General features: G+C 68.4%; 16 protein-coding genes. 13 read left to right on the forward strand and 3 right to left on the reverse strand.

From position 1 onward, the window contains the following. Both BST28156_RS30175 and BST28156_RS30180 read right to left on the reverse strand, forming a co-directional pair. A partial coding sequence (locus tag BST28156_RS30175; protein ID WP_254596445.1) for an ATP-binding protein occupies positions 1-1270 on the reverse strand: 1270 nt, incomplete at its 3' end. A gap of 100 nt (positions 1271-1370) precedes the next feature. Then, positions 1371-1595: a cysteine-rich CWC family protein gene (locus BST28156_RS30180; protein WP_040128511.1), complete on the reverse strand. Its 225-nt coding sequence runs from the start codon at positions 1593-1595 to the stop codon at positions 1371-1373. A gap of 283 nt (positions 1596-1878) precedes the next feature. On the opposite strand from BST28156_RS30180, the gene argB reads away from it, so the two are divergent. The 13 genes from argB (at position 1879) to BST28156_RS30245 (ending at position 18860) form a co-directional block, all read left to right on the forward strand. Then, complete coding sequence (argB, locus tag BST28156_RS30185; RefSeq protein WP_006490510.1) at positions 1879-2778, forward strand: acetylglutamate kinase; 900 nt, start codon at positions 1879-1881, stop codon at positions 2776-2778. Beyond that, positions 2775-3566, forward strand: coding sequence for a pyrimidine 5'-nucleotidase (locus tag BST28156_RS30190; protein ID WP_009689320.1), 792 nt, complete (start codon positions 2775-2777; stop codon positions 3564-3566). Before argB ends, BST28156_RS30190 begins: the two co-directional genes overlap by 4 nt. Further along, the gene (gene slmA, locus BST28156_RS30195; RefSeq protein ID WP_059516895.1) at positions 3533-4201 is read left to right on the forward strand and encodes a nucleoid occlusion factor SlmA; all 669 of its coding nucleotides are present in this window, start codon (positions 3533-3535) and stop codon (positions 4199-4201) included. The genes BST28156_RS30190 and slmA overlap by 34 nt, the downstream gene beginning before the upstream one ends. A gap of 519 nt (positions 4202-4720) precedes the next feature. Beyond that, a complete protein-coding gene (locus BST28156_RS30200; RefSeq protein WP_009689322.1) occupies positions 4721-5284 on the forward strand; it encodes a fimbrial protein in 564 nt (187 codons plus the stop codon). A 94-nt stretch (positions 5285-5378) separates the two neighbouring features. Next, positions 5379-6143 (forward strand): fimbrial biogenesis chaperone, encoded by a 765-nt coding sequence (locus tag BST28156_RS30205; protein WP_059516897.1) that lies wholly within the window; start codon positions 5379-5381, stop codon positions 6141-6143. Between the two features lie 71 nt (positions 6144-6214). Then, a complete protein-coding gene (locus BST28156_RS30210) occupies positions 6215-8938 on the forward strand; it encodes a fimbria/pilus outer membrane usher protein (RefSeq protein WP_059516899.1) in 2724 nt (907 codons plus the stop codon). A 44-nt stretch (positions 8939-8982) separates the two neighbouring features. Beyond that, positions 8983-9972, forward strand: coding sequence for a fimbrial protein (locus BST28156_RS30215; RefSeq protein WP_230949678.1), 990 nt, complete (start codon positions 8983-8985; stop codon positions 9970-9972). A gap of 231 nt (positions 9973-10203) precedes the next feature. Beyond that, positions 10204-10746, forward strand: coding sequence for a fimbrial protein (locus BST28156_RS30220; RefSeq protein WP_174904133.1), 543 nt, complete (start codon positions 10204-10206; stop codon positions 10744-10746). Positions 10747-11286: 540 nt separating this feature from the next. Next, positions 11287-14235 (forward strand): autotransporter family protein, encoded by a 2949-nt coding sequence (locus tag BST28156_RS30225; RefSeq protein WP_069245402.1) that lies wholly within the window; start codon positions 11287-11289, stop codon positions 14233-14235. Positions 14236-14523: 288 nt separating this feature from the next. Beyond that, complete coding sequence (gene metX / locus BST28156_RS30230; RefSeq protein WP_009689330.1) at positions 14524-15669, forward strand: homoserine O-succinyltransferase MetX; 1146 nt, start codon at positions 14524-14526, stop codon at positions 15667-15669. Then, a complete protein-coding gene (gene metW, locus BST28156_RS30235; protein ID WP_009689331.1) occupies positions 15666-16274 on the forward strand; it encodes a methionine biosynthesis protein MetW in 609 nt (202 codons plus the stop codon). Before metX ends, metW begins: the two co-directional genes overlap by 4 nt. 122 nt (positions 16275-16396) lie before the next feature. Beyond that, a complete protein-coding gene (locus tag BST28156_RS30240) occupies positions 16397-17818 on the forward strand; it encodes an AmpG family muropeptide MFS transporter (RefSeq protein WP_174904134.1) in 1422 nt (473 codons plus the stop codon). Further along, the gene (locus tag BST28156_RS30245) at positions 17808-18860 is read left to right on the forward strand and encodes a M48 family metallopeptidase (protein WP_174904135.1); all 1053 of its coding nucleotides are present in this window, start codon (positions 17808-17810) and stop codon (positions 18858-18860) included. The genes BST28156_RS30240 and BST28156_RS30245 overlap by 11 nt, the downstream gene beginning before the upstream one ends. 61 nt (positions 18861-18921) lie before the next feature. Here BST28156_RS30245 and BST28156_RS30250 read toward each other — a convergent pair whose 3' ends face one another. Continuing rightward, positions 18922-19878 (reverse strand): AraC family transcriptional regulator, encoded by a 957-nt coding sequence (locus tag BST28156_RS30250; RefSeq protein WP_174904136.1) that lies wholly within the window; start codon positions 19876-19878, stop codon positions 18922-18924. Positions 19879-19895 lie beyond the last annotated feature (17 nt).

The raw sequence follows: 19895 nt of genomic DNA on the forward strand, positions 1-19895 counted from the left end.
GTTCTGCCGCGGCCGCGGCCTGGCCGTGCGGCGCGCCGCCGGCCCGCCCGTTGGCGCCCGCGCGCGGCGTCACATCGGACAGTTCGATCTCGCCGCCCAGCCGCGCGGCCGCGCTGAACGCGAGATACAGGCCGACGCCGTGGCCGCCCTGCGTGCTGTCGACCGGCATCGCGCCGAGCGATTCGCGCAGCGCGGCCGGAATGCCGGGCCCGTCGTCGCATACCTCGAATTCGATCGTGTCGGCCGCGTCGCCGTGCGCGACCTTCGCGGCGAGCGTCACGCGGTGTGCGCTCGCCCGCGCCGCATTGTCGAGCAGGATCGTCAGGATCTGCCCGGCCGCGACCGTGTCGTCGAGCGCGACGCCCGCCGGACGCGCACCGAGCAGTTCGAACCGCACGTGCGGATGCCGCAGGCGCCAGTGCTCGACGAACGTGTCGAGCCAGTCGTCCACCGGCTGGCGGCTCGCCGGCGCGCTCGCGCGGCTGCGCAGGCGCGCGAGCGCCGACGTGCAGAGCGTCATCTGTTCCTCGAGCACCTTCAGGTCGGCCTCGTAGCGCGCGAGCCCCGGATCGTCGCGCGCCGCGTCGCGCAGCTCCTCGGCAAGCATCGCGATCGTCGACAGCGGCGTGCCCATCTCGTGCGCAACCGTCGCGGCCTGCACGCCGAGCGCGACCGCCCGCTCGTCGCGCAGCAGCCGCTGCTGCGCTTCGCCGAGCGCCGAATCGCGCTGGCGCAGCGCATTCGACATGCGCGCGACGAACCACGCGATCAGCCCGACGCTGACCATGAAGTTCACCCACATCCCGGTGCGGTAGTAGTCGAACAGGTTCGCCGGGTTGTCCATGTTCAGCGGCACCGAATCGAAGCCGAGCGCCGCATAGCACGCGACCGCGAACGCCGCGAGCCAGATCATCAGGTGCCACGGCAGCACGGCCGCCGCGATCGCCAGCGACGGCAGGTACAGCGACACGAACGGATTGGTCGTGCCGCCCGACAGGAACAGCAGCGCCGACAGCGCGCCGAGGTCGACCCACAGCTGGCCCAGCAGCTCGAAGTTGGTCTCGGGCCGCGCGCGCAGCACGCGCACCCAGGTCAGCCCGTTGAAAACGATTTCGAGCGCGATCACCATCAGCATCGCCGGCAACGGCAGATGCACGCCGAAATAAGTCTGCACGACGCCGATCGTCACGAGCTGGCCGATGATCGCGAGATTGCGCAGCCAGAACAGGTGACTGAGGTTGACGCGCCCGGTGGTGGTAATTCGTTGCATCCGGCCAGTTTACCCGTTTAGCGCGCCCCACCTCCATCAGGGCCGGATCGGGACGGCATTCGGCGCGGCCGCCGGGCGCGGCGCACGCGCCATCGGCATGTCAGCCGGCCGCGCCGGCCAGGTGCCGCGCAATCGCGTCGGCATAGCACTCGGGGCACCGGCACCGCGTGCCCGGCTCCGGCGGCGCGTCGCCGGGCAGCGGCGGCATCGCCGCGCACCAGCAGTCGAACGGCTGCGTGTGCGCGCCGCAGTCGAAGCCGCGCCCGCAGTGCGGGCAGCGCGCGCGGCGCGGAGCGGGACGGGCGTCGGCGGCGGAATCGGTCATGGCGGCAGTCGCGGAAGCGGGCGCGGCAGCGCCCCACGCGACAAGCATAGCGCGACGCACGGATTTTGCACGTCGGCCGGACGGCCGATGCGAGCGCCGAACGCCTGCCAGCGCGCCGGCCGCCGCCTCGCTTCCAGCCCGCCGCGCCATGGCCGGCGGGCCGCCCCGCCTGGCGCGCAGCCTGCGCCGCCGTCCGTCCGGCCAGCCCAAAAACCCGATGCTGCGCTGCGCCACTCCTGTACAATTCGCCGTGTTTCAACCGTTCCCAGCCTGAGCCGCCGCCATGTCCGAGCCCATCGACCTCTCGCAGATCGCCCCCACGCTGAAAGCAGAAATCCTCGCCGAGGCGCTGCCCTATATCCGCCGCTACCACGGCAAGACCGTGGTGATCAAATACGGCGGCAACGCGATGACGGAAGAACGGCTCAAGCAGGGCTTCGCGCGCGACGTGATCCTGCTGAAACTGGTCGGCATCAACCCGGTGATCGTCCACGGCGGCGGCCCGCAGATCGATCACGCGCTGAAGAAGATCGGCAAGGCCGGCACCTTCATCCAGGGCATGCGCGTGACCGACGAGGAGACGATGGAAGTCGTCGAATGGGTGCTCGGCGGCGAAGTGCAGCAGGACATCGTGATGCTGATCAATCACTTCGGCGGCCACGCGGTCGGCCTGACGGGCAAGGACGGCGGCCTGATCCACGCGCGCAAGCTGCTGATGCCGGACCGCGACAACCCGGGCCAGTACATCGACATCGGCCAGGTCGGCGAAGTCGAGGCGATCAACCCGGCGGTCGTGAAGGCGCTGCAGGACGACGCGTTCATCCCGGTGATCTCGCCGATCGGCTTCGGCGAGGACGGCCTGTCGTACAACATCAACGCGGATCTTGTCGCGGGCAAGCTCGCCACGGTGCTGAACGCCGAAAAGCTGCTGATGATGACCAACATCCCGGGCGTGATGGACAAGGACGGCAACCTGCTGACCGACCTGTCCGCGCGCGAGATCGACGCGCTGTTCGAGGACGGCACGATCTCGGGCGGCATGCTGCCGAAGATCTCGTCGGCGCTCGACGCGGCGAAGAGCGGCGTGAAGTCGGTGCACATCGTCGACGGCCGCATCGAGCATTCGGTGCTGCTGGAAATCCTGACCGAGCAGCCGTTCGGCACGATGATCCGCTCGCATTGAGCACGCGCCGCCCGCCGGCCGTCCCGGACCTGCCGGCCCCGCTGCGACGCCGGCGCATCTCGCGCAGCCGGCCGCGCGCCGGCGCGCCGGTGTGGCTGTTCGATCTCGACAACACGCTGCACCACGCATCGCACGCGGTCTTTCCGCAGATCAACCGCGCGATGACGCAATACATCATCGACACGCTCGGCGTCGATCGCGCCGAAGCCGACCGCCTGCGCACCGGCTACACGCAGCGCTACGGCGCCGCGCTGCTCGGCCTCACGCGCCATCATCCGATCGATCCGCACGACTTCCTGCGCGTGGTCCATACGTTCTCCGACCTGCCGGCGATGCTGCGCGCCGAGCGCGGCCTCGCGCGCATCGTCGCCGCGCTGCCGGGCCGCAAGTTCGTGCTGACCAACGCGCCGGAGAACTATGCGCGCGCGGTGCTGCGCGAGCTGCGCATCGAGCGGCTGTTCGAGCGCGTGATCGCGATCGAGCACATGCGCGACCGCCGCACGTGGCGCGCGAAGCCCGACCACACGATGTTGCGCCGGACGCTGCGCGCCGCGCATGCGCGGCTGGCCGATGCGATCCTCGTCGAGGATACGCGCGGCCACCTGAAGCGCTACAAGCGCCTCGGCATCGGCACGGTATGGATCACCGGCCACCTGCCGGGCCATCTGCCGGCCACCGGACGCCCGCATTATGTCGACCAGCGAATTCGTTCGTTAAAATCGCTCCGACTGGGCACTCGATCGGGGCGACAGAAATGCAGCCGACTTACCCGCAGGACCACGGCGTAACGGAAGACCAGGCACCACCCACGCGCACCCGCGCCCGCCTGAAGCCGGGGGAGCGCCGCATGCTGATCCTGCAGACGCTCGCGTCGATGCTCGAAGCGCCGAAGCGCGAGAAGATCACGACGGCCGCGCTCGCGGCACGGCTCGACGTGTCGGAAGCAGCGCTCTATCGTCATTTCGCCAGCAAGGCCCAGATGTTCGACGGGCTGATCGAGTTCATCGAGGAAACCTTCTTCGGGCTGATCAACCAGATCGCCGCGAAGGAGCCCGACGGCCTGCTGCAGGCGCGCGCAATCGGCCTGATGCTGCTCAATTTCGCCGCGAAGAATCCCGGCATGACGCGCGTGCTGACCGGCGAGGCGCTGGTCGGCGAACATGAGCGGCTGGCCGAGCGCATCGACCGGATGCTCGAGCGGATCGAGGCCTCGGTACGGCAGTGCCTGCGCGTCGCGCTGGCCGAGCGCAGTGCGGCCGGCCCCGGCGGCGCCGCGCCGCTGCCGGCCGGCTACGACCCGGCCGTGCGCGCGAACCTGCTGGTCGGCTATGCGGTCGGCGCGTGGCAGCGCTACACGCGCAGCGGCTTCACGAAGCCGCCCGGCGAGCTTGCCGAACAGAAGCTGCAATTGATTCTGCAGTAACGCATCGGCTGCGCGCGGCCGCGCCGGCGCATTGGCGCATTGGCGCGGCCCGTTCCGGCCGCCACACGGCACACGCCACACGGCGCGCGATCGCGCCGCCGGCCAAAGCGCACGGCCTTCATCGACCGGCCGCTCGACCTCATCCTCGACCCCGCTCACGGCGTGCCGCCCGCATGGCAGGCATGCCGCGCCACGCCTCCTCTCCCCGATCCTCGCCCCCCCCCACAAGACTGATCGCGCCGCCTCCGGCGACGACGCGCCGCACGCACGCGGCATGACCGGAATAGCGTTCCCCGTCCGATTAGACGAATAAATCGAGATAAAAAATCTCAAAACCAAACCATTCTTTCAAATCTGATTTTCGATAATTTTTCGTACTCGTCCAATTTACCCAACCATACCGACGCAGCAACAATCTCGCAGAAATTTTTCATTCATTTCAATATCGGCGAAAGCCGAAATGACAAATGTTTGAAACATTTCGAATTCGACCACAACCAACCTGCGAGATTCAGAACAATGGATCAATTTTCGACCAAAGGATTATCCCGGGCGCTGAGCGCCGCTCTGCTGGCCGCCGGCCTCTGCGCGCTGCCGGCCGCCCATGCCGCCGACGGCACCATTTCGGTCACGGGCGAGATCAAGGGCACGACGTGCAAGATTTCCGGCAATAGCACCGGCAGTCCCAACTTCACGGTGGCGCTGCCTGAAGTCGTCGCGTCGTCGCTCGGCTCGGACGGCGCGCGAACCGGCGATACGCAGTTCAACATCGCGCTGACGAACTGCCAGCCGGGCAGCGGCAACGTGGCGACCTACTTTGAACCGGGCACGACGGTCAACGCGCAAACCGGCCAGCTGAAAAATACGTCGGGCACGGCGGCCAACGTCGAAATCGGGCTGCTCAACAAGGACCGCAGCGTCATCAAGCTCGGTGCCGTCGAGGCGTCGCAAAACTCGGCGAAGGTCGCCATCGCATCGGGCTCGGCGAAGCTCGAGTACATCGCGCAATACGTCGCGGCGAACGGGCCCGCAGGCTCGGGCAGCGTCAATACCTCGGTCCTTTATTCGCTCACTTATCAATAATCGGCGGTAAATCGCGGCGATCGGGTTTTTCACATTCGAATAACCCGGTCGCCGAATTACCTGAACCGATCGTTTCGTTCACTCCAAAATCAATATGACTCGACACGCCGGAAAATGGAAAGCATGGGCGCTCGCCGTCGCCGCGACGATCTCGCTCGCCGCCGGGAACGGTCACGCGAGCGTCGTGATTGGCGGTACGCGCGTGGTCTATCCGGAAAAAGACCGTGAAGTCACGGTGCGGCTGACTAACGAAGGAGAAAAACCGGCGCTGGTGCAGGCGTGGGTCGATTCGGGCAATCCGAACGCACTGCCCGACGACACGAAGGCGCCGTTCATCCTGACGCCGCCGCTGTTCCGCATCGACCCGGCGCAGGGCCAGAGCCTGCGCGTGCTCTACACGAAAGACGCGCTTCCCCAGGACAAGGAATCGCTGTTCTGGCTCAACGTGCTGGAAGTTCCGCCCGAACTCGATCGCGACGAAGCGCAGCCGAATTCGCTGCAACTGGCGTTCCGCACGCGCATCAAGCTGTTCTTCCGGCCGGCGGCCCTGCAGGACAGCGCAGCCGAGGCACCGTCGAAGGTCACCTGGAAGCTCGCGCGTCTCGAGGGCGGCCGCTATGGCGTCGAGGCGCACAACCCGACGCCTTACCACGTCACGTTCAGCCGCATCGCGCTCAAGACGGGCGACACCGTCCGGACCAATTCGCTCGGCGGCATGGTCGATCCCGGCGCCACCGCCACGTTCGGCATCGACGGCCTGACGGCATTGCCGGCCGGCCCCGCCGAGGTCGACTACACGTATCTCGACGATTACGGCAGCGGCGTGCCCGGCAAGGCCGTCCCGCAACCCGCCCGATAACTCGCGCCCGCCACGCGGGCACCCGAGCCGTCGATCCCCGGAAACACTTCATCAACAGGGTCCTGGACAGGATGCGCAAGTCAATCAAGTCGCGCGCGCGATTGCAGTTCGCGCTCAAGCCGAGTCATGCATGTGTGCTGGCGGCGCTCGGCGGCGTCGCCGCAACGCATGCCGGCGCGGCCGCCGCGGCGGAAGCCGGTCAGCCGCCCGAAGTCCGCTTCAGCGACACGCTGCTGCTGAAAGGGCGAGGCCAGCGCATCGACGTATCGCGGTTCGCGCGCGGCAATCCCGTCGCGCCCGGAGAATACACGGCCGACATCGCACTGAACGGCAAATGGATCGGCCGCTCGGCGCTGCGATTCGTCGGCGCGCCGGGCAGCGACAGCGCAACGCTGTGCGTCGATGCGCCGCTGGCGACGCGTATCGCGCTCGACGACGCCGCCCTCACCGACGCCGGCCGCGCCGAGCTGGCGAAGATCCGCGCGGGCGAATGCGGCGACTTCCCGCTGCTCGCCGACGGTGCGTCGTACCGTTTCGACCAGGCCGATTTCCGGCTCGAGCTGACCATTCCGCAAGCCGCGCTGCAGCGCCAGCCGCGCGGCTACGTGAGCCCCGAGCTGTGGGACGCGGGCATTCCGTCGGCCACGTTGAAGTACAACTTCAATACCTATCGCTCGTCGTCCTTCGGGCATGCGAGCAACATGGCCTATCTGGGCCTGAACGGCGGCATCAACGTCGCCGGCTGGCATCTGCGGCACACCGGCTCGTATGCGTGGAACACGGGCAGCACCGGCCGCTACTACGCGGTGTCGACCTACGTGCAGCGCGACCTGCCGGCGCTGCGCAGCCAGGTCACGCTCGGCGAGGTGTTTACCGACGGCTCGATATTCGACAGCGTCGGCCTGCGCGGCGTCACGATCGCCACCGACGACCGCATGCTGCCCGACTCGCAGCGCGGCTACGCGCCACTGGTCCGCGGCGTGGCCAACAGCAACGCGCACGTCAAGGTTTCGCAGAACGGCAACACGCTGTACGAAACCAACGTGCCGCCCGGCGCATTCGAGATCAACGATCTGTATCCGACCGGCTATGGCGGCGACCTGCTGGTGACGATCACCGAGGCGAACGGCAGCACGCGCAGCTTCACGGTGCCGTATGCGTCCGTGTCGCAGTCGCTGCGCGAAGGGAACACGCGCTTCAGCGTCTCGCTCGGCCAGTTCCGCGAACAACTGGTCGACGCGCATCCGAATTTCGCGCAGGCGACGATCCAGCACGGCTTCAGCAACGTGTTCACCGGCTACGCGGGCGTTATCGCGGCACGCGGCTATGTCGCCGGGCTCGTCGGCAGCGCGTTCAATACGCGCTGGGGCGCGTTCGCCGTCGACTTCACGCAGGCGAAAGCCGAGATTCCGGGCGCCGCCGCGACCACCGGCCAGAGCGCGCGCATCACCTACAGCAAGCTGGTGCCGGCGACCGACACCAGTATCGCGATCGCCGCCTACCGCTATTCGTCGCGCGGCTTCTGGACGGCGCGCAACGCAATCTACGCGCGCAGCCTGGTCGCGACCGGCCAGCGCGCGGACGACGTCGCCCGCGAACGCAGCCAGCTGCAGCTGACGGTGAGCCAGGACCTCGGCACGCGCTGGGGCAGCGCCTATGCGATCGGCTCGATGCAGAACTACTGGAACCAGCCGGGCTCGACCACCAGCGTGCAGCTCGGCTACAGCAACACATTGAAGCTCGCCGGCCACACCCTGAGCTACAACCTGTCGTTCTCGCGCCAGCGAAACGGGTTCTCGCAGGATTTCGACAATCGGCTGTACGCCAATCTGACGATCCCGCTCGGCAAGCACGTCAACGCGCCGACGCTGTCGGCATCGCTGTCGCGCGACACGCGGGGCGGCTCGTCGCAATTGATCGGGCTGAACGGCTCGGCCGGCGAAAGCGGCGAATTCTCGTACAGCGTCACGGGCAGCCGCTCGCCCGGCTCGCTGTATGGCGGCGGGACCGCCCAGTATCGCGCGCCGTATGCGAGCCTGTCCGCTGCCGCCTCCGGCGGCTCGGGGCAATCGCAGATCTCGGCAGGCCTGTCCGGCGCACTGGTCGCCCATTCCGGCGGCGTCACGTTCGCGAACGACCTCGGCGAGACGGCCGCGCTCGTCGAAGCGCGCGATGCCAAGGGCGCACGCGTGACGAACGGCTCGGGCATCCGCATCGACGGTCGCGGCTACGCGATCGTGCCGTCGCTGTCGCCGTACATACTCAACACGATCAGCATCGACCCGAAGGGCATCCCGCTCGACGTCGAGCTGCAATCGACGAGCCGGCAGGTCGCGCCGCGCGCCAACGCGCTCGTGGCGGTGCGCTTCGCGACCACCACCGGCCGTGCGGCGCTGATCACGCCGCGCCTGCCGGACGGCAAGTCGCTGCCGTTCGGCACCCACGTGTTCGACAGCACCGGCGCCAGCGTCGGCGTCATCGCACAGAGCAGCCATCTGTTCGTCCGCGGCATTCCGGACGACGGCGTGCTGACCGCAAAGTGGGGCAACGGCCCGCGGGATTCCTGCTCGTTTTCGTACCGGCTTCCGACGGCACCGCGCAAGGACGCGGGCTACGCGCGCGTCGACGCAACCTGCGGCGGCGGCGCATTGGCCGACGCCCCGTCGTACGCGATCCCGCTGACCTCGCGGCCGGCCGCGCACGACGCCGGCGAAGCCGCCCCGCTGACGCAGCATGCCGACACGCAGGTGTCGGCATCCCGGAACCCCTCCGCCATGAAGGAAATTTCACAATGACTCGATCGCTGCAACGCAGACACGTCGTCCGTTGGCTGTACGCGATGTTGATCGCCATCGCGTGGGCGGCGCCTGCCCATGCTCAAAGCTGCTCTTACTCGCCGCCGAATGCGGACTCGTTCCGCTTCGGCTTCCCGCAGTGGATCGGCGTGCCGTCCGGCGCGCAGAACGGTACGGTGCTTGCAACCACGACCATGTCGATTGGCTACAGCTGTCCGCCCACGACCAGCGCTTCCGGCTGGAGCTTCAGCTATCGCTCGTTTTTCCGTTCTTCGGCGAGCGTGCCGGGCGACCTGTACTACAACGCCAACATGGGCATCGGGGTTCGGGTCACCAACCTGAACACCGGACAGCAAATGAACAACGACTACAACTACGGGTTCGCGCAATGGATGCCGCCGCGGACCGGCACGGCCCCGTTCTCCGGCACGCTGGACTTCAAGATCGAACTCGTGAAGCTCAACGACATGATCTACAGCCCGCCTCCCAGCATGGCGGCGGGTCTCAATCTCCAATTCGGCGAATTCAGGATTATCAATAACGCGACGTTCATCGCCAACCCGGTCAACATCATGTGGAACAACGGCCCGCTGACGATCACCACGATCCCGCAGAGCTGCCGCGCCACGCTGCCCGACACGCCCGTGCAGCTGGACAGCGTCTATACGTCGCGCTTGCCGATGCCCGGCTCGACGGCAGGCGACAAACCCTTCAACGTCGGCTTGTCCTGCTCGCCCGGCACGAACGTCTACGTCACGCTGACCGACCTGAGCAATCCCGGCAACACGACCAATCAGTTGACGCTCGCGCCCGGCTCGACCGCTTCGGGCGTCCAGCTGCGGCTGCTGCGACCGGGCGGCGTGCCGGTCAGCTTCGGGCCCGACAGCTCGAGCGCCGGCAACCTGAACCAGTGGTATCTCGGCCCGTCGGGCAGCACGACCGGCATTCCGTTGACGGCCCAGTACATCGCGACCGGCGCGGTGAAGGCCGGATCGGTGAAAGGCCTGGCGTCGTTCACGCTGAGCTACCAATGAGCACCGTTCATCGAAGGCCGTGCAGCGCACGGCCCGACCCGATGCTTGCCCGGCATTGTTTGCACTCCGTGTCGAACGATGCCGAGCGGCAACCGTTTCCGGCCGCCTGCGCGGTGCAGGCAGCCGGATTCCTCCAATGACGCGAACGGCCGGAAACCGGTTCGACAACGCCTGCAATACCGAGCCGGCCGCCTCGCATCATTGATTTACCCATGTCCATATGGAGAACACATGAAAGCAACTCTTCGCACGCTCGTCGCCGTCGCGGCATTCGCATCGCTCGCCCCGTCGGTTTCGCATGCCACCGACGGCCAGATCACGTTCACGGGCACCATCAAGGCCCAGACCTGCCAGATCAACGGCAACGGTACCGGCAGCAAGAACTTCACCGTCGCGCTGCCGCCGGTGTCGATCACGTCGCTCGCCCAGGGTGGCACCACGGCCGGCCGCACGGCCTTCACGATCAGCCTGACGAACTGCTCGCCGGCGACGGGCAACGTCTACACGCACTTCGAACCGAGCGACACCATCAACACGGCGAGCGGCAACCTGCTCAACGCGGAAGGCACCGCATCGAACGTCGAAGTCGGTGTGCTGAACAACCCGGACACGAGCATCATCAAGCTCGGCTCGGCCAACGAAAACTCGAAGCCGGTCGCGCTCGAGAACGGCGCGGCGACGCTCGCGTACTACGCGCAATACGTCGCGATGGGTGGCCCGGCAACGGCCGGCACGGTCAAGACGTCGGCGCTGTACTCGATCGTCTACCAGTAATACGTCGGCACGCCGACCCTGCGCCCGCGGCGAACACGGGCGCGGGGTCTCCCGTCTCGTCCGGCGCGCGCGTCGGAAACGCCGCTCGATCGCGTAACTTGCCGTCGCGCGACGGTGCATCACACCGCCGCCGCGCGCGGCCCACCCGCGTCGGGTGGCCTCGATCGAACGCCGCTTCGTCGCTCCGAGCGGCACGTCGGCACGCCGCGCGGCCATGCCGACCTTCAGGCGAAGCCCGCTCGCGATAAGCAACCACGCCCGCAGCGACGGCCCCTCATGCGCCATCCGGCGCGCCGCTGCGCCGCATGACCGCCGCCGCGCCTGCGTCTCGCGCGGGTCCGCACACGTCGCATTCGCGGTCATTCCGCCCTCATCTCCGCGCAATTCCAGACATGTCCTATTGCCGCGCGTTAGCTCGATTGGTTTAATTTTAGCTTTCATCCCTTCGTTTCGACACTCATGACCGCATCCACCCACCCTTTCCCGAAAGCGCCCGCCGCGCGGCGTCGTGCCGGATCCGGCGGCAACACGACGCCTGGCATGCCCGACATGCCGCCGGTACCGCTATCCATCTGCGCGGCGCTGATCGTCGCGATCATGGCGCCGCTGTCCGCCACCGCGCAGGTCGTCAACAACCCGCAGTACGCGAACGGCGAGCATGTCGAAATCGCCGCCGGCGATTACGCGACCGTCAACTACGATTCGGTGCTGAACGTCAGCAAGGGCGGGCTGATGACGGCGACCGGCCCGGTGCGCGTGTTTTCGAAGGGCATCGGTGCGATCGGCCTGTACGTGGAAGGCGCGGGTTCGCGTATCGAGTTGCAGGACAGCCAGGTTCACACGACCGGCAATTCCGCCTACGGCCTCTATCTGTTCCACGGCTCCGGCGCGCCCGACGGCGCCAGCGCGCTGCTCGACAACACGACGCTCAATACGCTGGACGACAACGCCGCCGGCGTGCGCATGTACGGCTCCGGCAACCGGCTCGACATGGTCGGCGGCTCGATCGACACGCTCGGCCGCGAGGCATACGGCATCTACGTCGGCCCGGGCCCCGGCGCGTCGATCGCGGTCGCCGACACGCGCATCCGCACCGTCGGCGCGTTCGCACCCGCCATCGCGGTGGGCTCGGACGGCAACCATGCGAAGCTCGAACGGCTCGACGTCACGACGGAAGGCCAGGAGTCGTCGGCGCTCAGCCTGATCGGCGAGAACACGATGTCGATCACCGACTCGACGCTGCGCACCAACGGGTTCCTCGCGCCGGCCGTGGACCTTCGCGAGGGCGCGATGACGATGGCGCGCACCGACGTGATCACGACCGGCGAAAGCTCACACGGTCTCTATGCATCGCGCGAGCTCGCGCTCGACGCCCAGACCGCGCAACTCGACGTCACCGATTCGCGCGTCACCACGCACGGCCTGGGCGCAATCGGCACGATCGCGCGCGACGGCGCGGAAGTCACGCTCACCGGCACCGCCGTCGAAACGCACGGCGACAAGGCGATCGGCGTGCTGTCGGTGCGCGACGACTCCATCGTCAGCATGCTCGACAGCACGGTCGCCACCAACGGCGCGCGCGCACGCGGCGTACAGGCGAGCTACGGCGGCCTGGTCGATCTCGTCAATACGACGGTCCGCACCGAAGGCGAGCACGCAGCCGGCGCCGGCATATTCGGCGGCGAACTGCATCTCGACGGCGGCTCGATCGTCAGCGCGCAAGGCAGCGCGATCGAAGCGACCACCGGCCTCGTGCGCGCGTCCGGCGGCGCGCACCTCGAGGGCGGCAACGGCACGCTGCTCGCCGTCGCGGCCACGGCCGGCGAGCCGGTGCATCTGATGCTCGACAACGCCACCGCGCGCGGCAATATCGTCAACGTGCCGGCCGAGGACGGCAGCCCGACGCCCGTCGTCACGAACCTCGCGCTGTCGCGCGGCGCCGCGTGGGAAGGCGCGACGCAGGCGGTCCGCGCGGTGTCGATGCAGGGCGACAGCCAGTGGTCGGTCACCGGCGACTCCACCGTGCAGGCCGTCACGCTCGACCAATCGACGATCGCGTTCGGCGCGCCAGTCGGCGGCGCGCACAAGACGCTCGTCGTGCAGGGCGACTACACGGCGCGCGACGGCAAGGTCATCCTGAACACCGTGTACGGCGACGATCTTGCACCGACCGACAAGCTCGTGATCGACGGCGGCCACGCGTCGGGCAACACGGCGCTGGTCGTGAAGCGCGCCAGCGGCGACGGCGCCGCGACGGCCGTCGGCATCCCGCTCGTCGAGACCCGCAACGGCGGCACGACCGATGCGGCAGCCTTCGCGCTCGACGCGGCGTCCGACGGCTACCGCAAGGATTTCGGCACGATTTCGGCGGGCGGCTACGACTACATGCTGACGCGCGGCGGGCGGGCCGGCCACGTCGACGACTGGTACCTCGTCTCCGCGGCCAAGCCCGTGCCCGAACCCGAGCCGGTCGAACCGGAAACCGTCCCGCCGCAGCCCGAAGTCGTCCCGCCGCCCGTGCGCGCCGTCGCCCCGGAGCCGGACGCCTATCTCGCGAACGCGGACGCCGCGATCCTGATGCCGATCCACACGCTGCACGATCGCAGCGACCAGACGCTGCGCGAACAGACCGACGAAAACACGCGCTACGGCGCCGTATGGTTGCGCGCGCAGGGACAGTCCACGTCGCTCGGCGGCGGCCGCAGCGTCAGCGGCAACGGCCGCCTGATTCACGTGGGCGCGGACATGTTCCGCTTCGACGACGGTCGCGGCGGCAGTTTCCGGCTCGGCGCGATGGGCATGTACGCGAGCGCCACGAGCTGGTCGACGCGCTCACTGTGGAACCCGGTCGCGCAGCGCTATGCGCCGGCGACCGCCCGCGGCAGCGTCGACGGCTACAACTTCGGCGTGTACGGCACGTGGTACGGCAAGCGCGACATCCTGACCGGGCCGCACGTCGATACGTGGCTGATGTACGGCACGTACGACAACCACGTCGGCGGCAGCCTGCCGGGCGACCGCTACCGGTCGCGCACGCTCACCGCGTCGGTCGAGGCCGGCTATTCGTTCGGCATGTACGACGACGGCCGGTCGCGCTTTTTCGTCGAGCCGGGCGCGCAGATCGTGTACTCGAACTACCAGGCGGCAGGGCATGACTCGCCGGGCGGCTATATCGGCGTGCAGCGCGCGAACGACGTGCTCACGCGCATCGGCGTGCGCGTGCACGGCGTCTCGCCGATCTCCGCATCGCAGGAACTGCGGCCGTTCATCGAGGCGAACTGGTGGCACGGGCCCGGCTCGCACCGGCTCAGCGTCGACGGCAACCCGTTCGAGCTGCGGATGCCGCGCGACCGCGCCGAGCTGAAGCTGGGCGCGACCGGGCAGATCACGCGGAATCTCGCCGTATCGGTCAGCTTCGGCGTCGACGCCAACCTGTCGAACTACGCGACGGTGAAGGGGCAGCTCGCGGCGAAATATCGCTGGCGATAAGGCCCGGGCCGGCCCGAAGCCGCGGCGGCAGCCGGCGCGCCGCGGCTTCGCGTCCCGCGCCGGCAATTTCCGCTATACTCTGCCGACTGCCGCCACCTTGGCGGCCGGTCGGAAGCGCGCCGATTTGCTGACTCGATTGCGGGCGCGCGAACCGACCGGGGTCCGGTTCGTCCTTGCCCCGGCGGTTCACTACAAATGCGGCTAAAGAGGTCGTCAGCCGCGCATCTTCGACTCCGCGCATCGCCGACACCGTTTAGCCGCCCAGTCATAAGGCATAAGGCGGAACGAATGGAATCGATCGGCATCGTCGCTCCACAGACCATGCACTTCGCCGAACCGCTGCGCTTGCAAAGCGGCAGCGTGATCGGCAACTATCAGCTCGTCGTCGAGACGTACGGCGAGCTCAACGCCGCGCGCTCGAACGCGGTGCTCGTCTGCCACGCACTCAACGCGTCGCATCACGTCGCCGGCGTCTACGCGGACGATCCGCGCAGCACCGGCTGGTGGGACAACATGGTCGGCCCCGGCAAGCCGCTCGACACCAACCGCTTCTTCGTGATCGGCGTGAACAACCTCGGCTCGTGCTTCGGCTCGACCGGCCCGATGAGCATCGACCCGTCGACCGGCAAGCCGTACGGCGCACGCTTTCCGGTCGTCACCGTCGAGGACTGGGTGCACGCGCAGGCGCGCGTCGCCGACGCGTTCGGCATCGAGCGCTTCGCCGCGGTGATGGGCGGCAGCCTCGGCGGGATGCAGGCGCTCGCGTGGAGCCTGATGTATCCGGAGCGCGTCGCGCACTGCATCGACATCGCGTCGACGCCGAAGCTGTCCGCGCAGAACATCGCGTTCAACGAGGTCGCGCGCTCGGCGATCCTGTCCGATCCCGACTTCCACGGCGGCGACTACTATGCGCACGGCGTCAAGCCGCGGCGCGGGCTGCGCGTCGCGCGGATGATCGGCCACATCACGTATCTTTCCGACGACGACATGGCCGAGAAATTCGGCCGCGCGCTGCGCCGTGCGGACGGCGCGCTCGACGCGTACAACTTCAGCTTCGACGTCGAGTTCGAGGTCGAATCGTACCTGCGCTACCAGGGCGACAAGTTTGCCGACTACTTCGACGCGAACACCTACCTGCTGATCACGCGCGCGCTCGACTACTTCGATCCGGCCAAGGCGTTCGACGGCAACCTGAGCGCCGCGCTCGCGCACACGCAGGCGAAATACCTGATCGCGAGCTTCTCGACCGACTGGCGCTTCGCGCCGGCACGCTCGCGCGAGATCGTGAAGGCGCTGCTCGACAACAAGCGCACGGTCAGCTACGCGGAAATCGACGCGCCGCACGGCCACGACGCGTTCCTGCTCGACGACGCGCGCTATCACAACCTGATCCGCGCGTATTACGAACGAATCGCCAACGAGGTGGGCGCATGAACCAGCAAGCGCTGAATTCCCTGTCCGCACGCGCGGATTTCCGCACGATCGCCCGCTGGGTCGAACCGCGTTCGACGGTGCTCGACCTCGGCTGCGGCGACGGCTCGCTGCTGGCGCTGCTGATGGAAGAGCTGGACGTGACCGGCTACGGCATCGAGCTGAACGACGCCGGTGTGCTCGCAAGCGCGAAGAACGGCATCAACGTGATCCAGCAGAACCTCGAAGACGGCCTGCGCCTGTTCGAGGATCACAGCTTCGACATCGCGATCCTGTCGCAAACTCTGCAGACGATCCACCAGACGGCCGCGATCCTGCGCGAAACCGCGCGGGTCGGGCGCGAATGCATCGTGTCGTTCCCGAACTTCGGCTACTGGCCGCACCGGCTCTCGGTGCTGAACGGCCGGATGCCGGTGTCGAAGTCGCTGCCGTACCAGTGGCACAACACGCCGAACGTGCGGGTGCTGACGATCGAGGATTTCGAGGCGCTCGCGCCCGAGGTCGGCGTGACGATCCTCGATCGCGTCGTGCTGCACGACGGCCAGCCGATTCGATGGGGAGCGAACTGGCGTGGTAGTCTTGCTGTCTACCGCGTCAAGCGCAGCTGAGCCGGGGGGCCGTTGACGGACGCCCGGCCGGCTCCTGTCCGGCCGGCCCGCACGCGCGGTCGCGCCCCCCGCGCCGTCCGTGCCGCCGCTGCAATACGTCAACGCTACCCGGTTTTCTGTCCATGTCCAAAACGCCACACGAGGCGCCCGCACTCGCCGCTCACGAGGATCACCCGGGCTGGCGCGCCTACCTGAACACGCACATGCTGATCTGCGTGTTCCTCGGCTTCACGTCCGGCCTGCCGCTGTTCACGCTCGTCTACCTCGTACAGGCATGGCTGCGCTCCGAGGGCGTGAACCTGAAGGAAATCGGCCTGTTCGCGCTGATCCAGTTCCCCTATACGTGGAAGTTCCTGTGGGCGCCGCTGATGGACCGCTACATCCCGCATCTGCCGGGCTGGCGCCCGGGCCGCCGGCGCGGCTGGCTGCTGCTCACGCAGGTGCTGGTCGCGGGCGCGATCGCGACGCTCGGCTTCGTGTCGCCGCGCGACTCGATCTGGACGGTCGCCGCGCTCACGACGCTGGTCGCGTTCTTCGGCGCGAGCGCCGACATCGTGATCGACGCGTACCGCCGCGAACTGCTGCGCGACACCGAGCAGGGCCTCGGCAACGCGGTGCACGTGAACGCGTACAAGCTCGCCGCATTGATCCCCGGCTCGCTCGCGCTGATCCTGTCCGATCACCTGCCGTGGGACGTCGTGTTCGCGGTCACCGCCGCGTTCATGCTGCCCGGCATCCTGATGACGCTCGTCGTGCGCGAGCCCGAGGTGATCGGCGCGCCGCCGCGCAACCTGCGCGACGCGATCGTGCTGCCGTTTCGCGAATTCATCCAGCGCGACGGCTGGGCCGGCGCGCTGCTGGTGATCGCGTTCATCTTCCTGTTCAAGATCGGCGACACGATGGCGACCACGCTGTCGACCTCGTTCTTCCTCGACATCGGCTTCACGCGCACCGAGATCGGCATCGTCGCGAAAACGACCGCGCTGGTCGCGAGCGTCGCCGGCGGCATCATCGGCGGCGTATGGCTGGTCAAGATCGGCATCGGCCGCGGGCTGTGGATCTTCGGCGCGCTGCAGATGGTGTCGACGCTCGGCTTCGCGTGGCTCGCGCAGCTCGGCCCCGGCTCGCCGGTGCTCGCGGTGCTGTACGACTTCACCGTGTCGACGAGCCATGCGATCGCGTCGGCGCTGTCGGTATTCGGCATCGAGGTCACGCCGCATTTCAGCCCGATGACGGTCGCGCTCGCGATCGTCTACGGCGCAGAGACGTTCACGACCGGCCTGACGATGGCCGCATTCGTCGCGTATATCGCGAGCACGACCGACCCGCGCTACACGGCCACGCAGTTCGCGCTGTTCACCAGCCTCGCGTCGGTGCCGCGCACGCTCGCGTCGGCCGCGAGCGGCTTCATCGTCGCGAAGATCGGCTGGTTCGACTACTTCCTCGTATGCACCGCGCTCGCGATTCCCGGGATGCTGCTGCTGTTCAGGATCGCGCCATGGAACGGCGCCGCGCGCAATAACGAGGCCAGCCGTGCGCAATGATTCGCTGCGCCGCCTCGCGCAACTTGCCGCGTCGCTGAGCTGCATGGGCGCGCTGGGCGCATCGCCCGCGCACGCGGCCGACGCCGGCACGAACGCGGCAGGCGCCGCGCCGGCCGCCACGCCGGCTGCGCCGCCCACTTCAACGCCCGCGCCCGCCGCGCCCACGCCACCATCGGTAGCCGAAGCGGCGCAGCCGACCGGCGCCGCCGCGCCCGCGAAGGCCTATACGCCGACGCCGCAGCAGGTCCGCTTCGGCAACGCGATCGCGTTCCGCACGCTGCTTCCGTCGCCGCTGCTCGAACAGCTCACCGGCAACGAATATGCGCAGATCGTGCAGGCGGCCGCGGACAGCAATCGCCTGCTGCCCGCCAACCAGCCGCGCGTGAAGCGCCTGCGCGCGATCGTCGCCAGGCTCGCGCCGTATTCGGTGAAATGGAACGATCGCGTGAAGGGCTGGGCCTGGGACGTCAACGCGATCCGTTCGCGCGACATCCGCGTGACCTGCCTGCCGGGCGGCAAGATCCTCGTGTACAGCGGCCTGTTCGATCGCATCCGCCTGAACGACGACGAACTCGGCGTGCTGCTCGCCCACGGCATCGCGCACGCGCTGCGCGAGCATGCGCGCAGCAACTTCAGCACGGCCTCGCAGACGTCGCTGCGCGCGGCCGCGCTGCCGCCGCTGTTCGGCGTCGGCGATCCGCTGCCGCCGTCGCTGAATCTCGGCGCGCGCCTGCAGTCGCTGCGCTACGACCCGACCGACGAAACCGAGGCCGACGTGATCGGCGGCGACATCGCCGCGCGTGCGGGCTTCGATCCGCGCGCGGCGATCACGCTGTGGGACAAGCTCGCCGCCGCGACGCGCGCGAACAAGGCGACCGGCTTCATCTACACGCATCCGTACAGCGCCGCGCGCCGGCAGGATCTGCTGAACCGCCTGCCGGACCTGATGCCGCTGTACGCGAAGGCGATCGGCAAGCGCGTCGACTCGCTGCCCGACTACGCGGGCATCAGCGCGCAGCGGCGCAAGGTCGTGCGGCGCTGAGCGAGCAGCGGCGCGACGCGCCGCGATTCGATGCGCGCGAGCGCGCCGCGCCGGGCGTCGCTCAGGCCGTCAGGTCGAGCGTGTCTCGATCGCCGGTCGGCCGGCCGCCGCTGTCGCGCATCCAGCGCACCTCGTCGCCCGGGCTGCGGCCGAACAGCCGCTTGAACTCGCGGCTGAACTGCGACGCGCTCGCATAGCCGACGCGTGCGGCGGCCGCGCCCGCCCCCACGCCGTCCTGCACCATCATCAACCGCGCCTGATGCAGCCGCGCGGCCTTCACGTACTGCATCGGCGACGTCGCGGTCACGTGCTTGAACTGCGCGTGGAACACCGCGAGGCTCATCCCGGCCTCGCGCGCCAGCGTCTCGACGTCGAGGTCGGCGTTCAGGTCCGCGTGAATGCGGCGCAGCGCCTTCGCGATACGGCCGAAGTGATGCTGCTGGACCAGCGCCGCACGAATCGCGTCGCCCTGCGCGCCCGTCAGCACGCGATAGGCGATCTCGCGCATGATCGCGGGGCCGAGCACGCGCGTGTCGTGCGGCGACGCGAGCGCTTCGAGCAGCCGCAGCACCGCGTCGGCGAGCGGCGCGTCGAGCGGCGTCGAATAGATCCCGTGCGGCTCGCTGACGGCCGCGCCGAGCGTCTCGTCGAGCAGGATCGCGAGCTCGGCGATCACCGCGAGGTCGACGCGGATCGAAATCGCGAGAAACGGCTCGTCGACGCTCGCGAAGGTCTCGCATTCGAACGGCAGCGGCACCGACAGCACCAGGTACTGCTGCGCGTCGTAGACGAACGAACGCTCGCCGAGATAGCCGCGCTTGCGCCCCTGGCACACGACGACGATGCTCGGTTCGTACAGCACCGGCATGCGCGGCGCCGGTCGGCTCACGCGGATGAAGCGCACGCCGTCGAGCGCCGCCAGCGTGTCGCCCTCGTTCGGCGCGAGCCGCGTGTGCAGGTCGATCATGCGGCGCTGCACGCGGTCGCCCGAGTCGGCGAAAAGGGGCTGGAAGCTCATCGGCGTCGTCCTGTCCG

Origin of the sequence: Burkholderia pseudomultivorans (assembly GCF_902499075.1) — a bacterium.
Lineage (GTDB): Bacteria > Pseudomonadota > Gammaproteobacteria > Burkholderiales > Burkholderiaceae > Burkholderia > Burkholderia pseudomultivorans.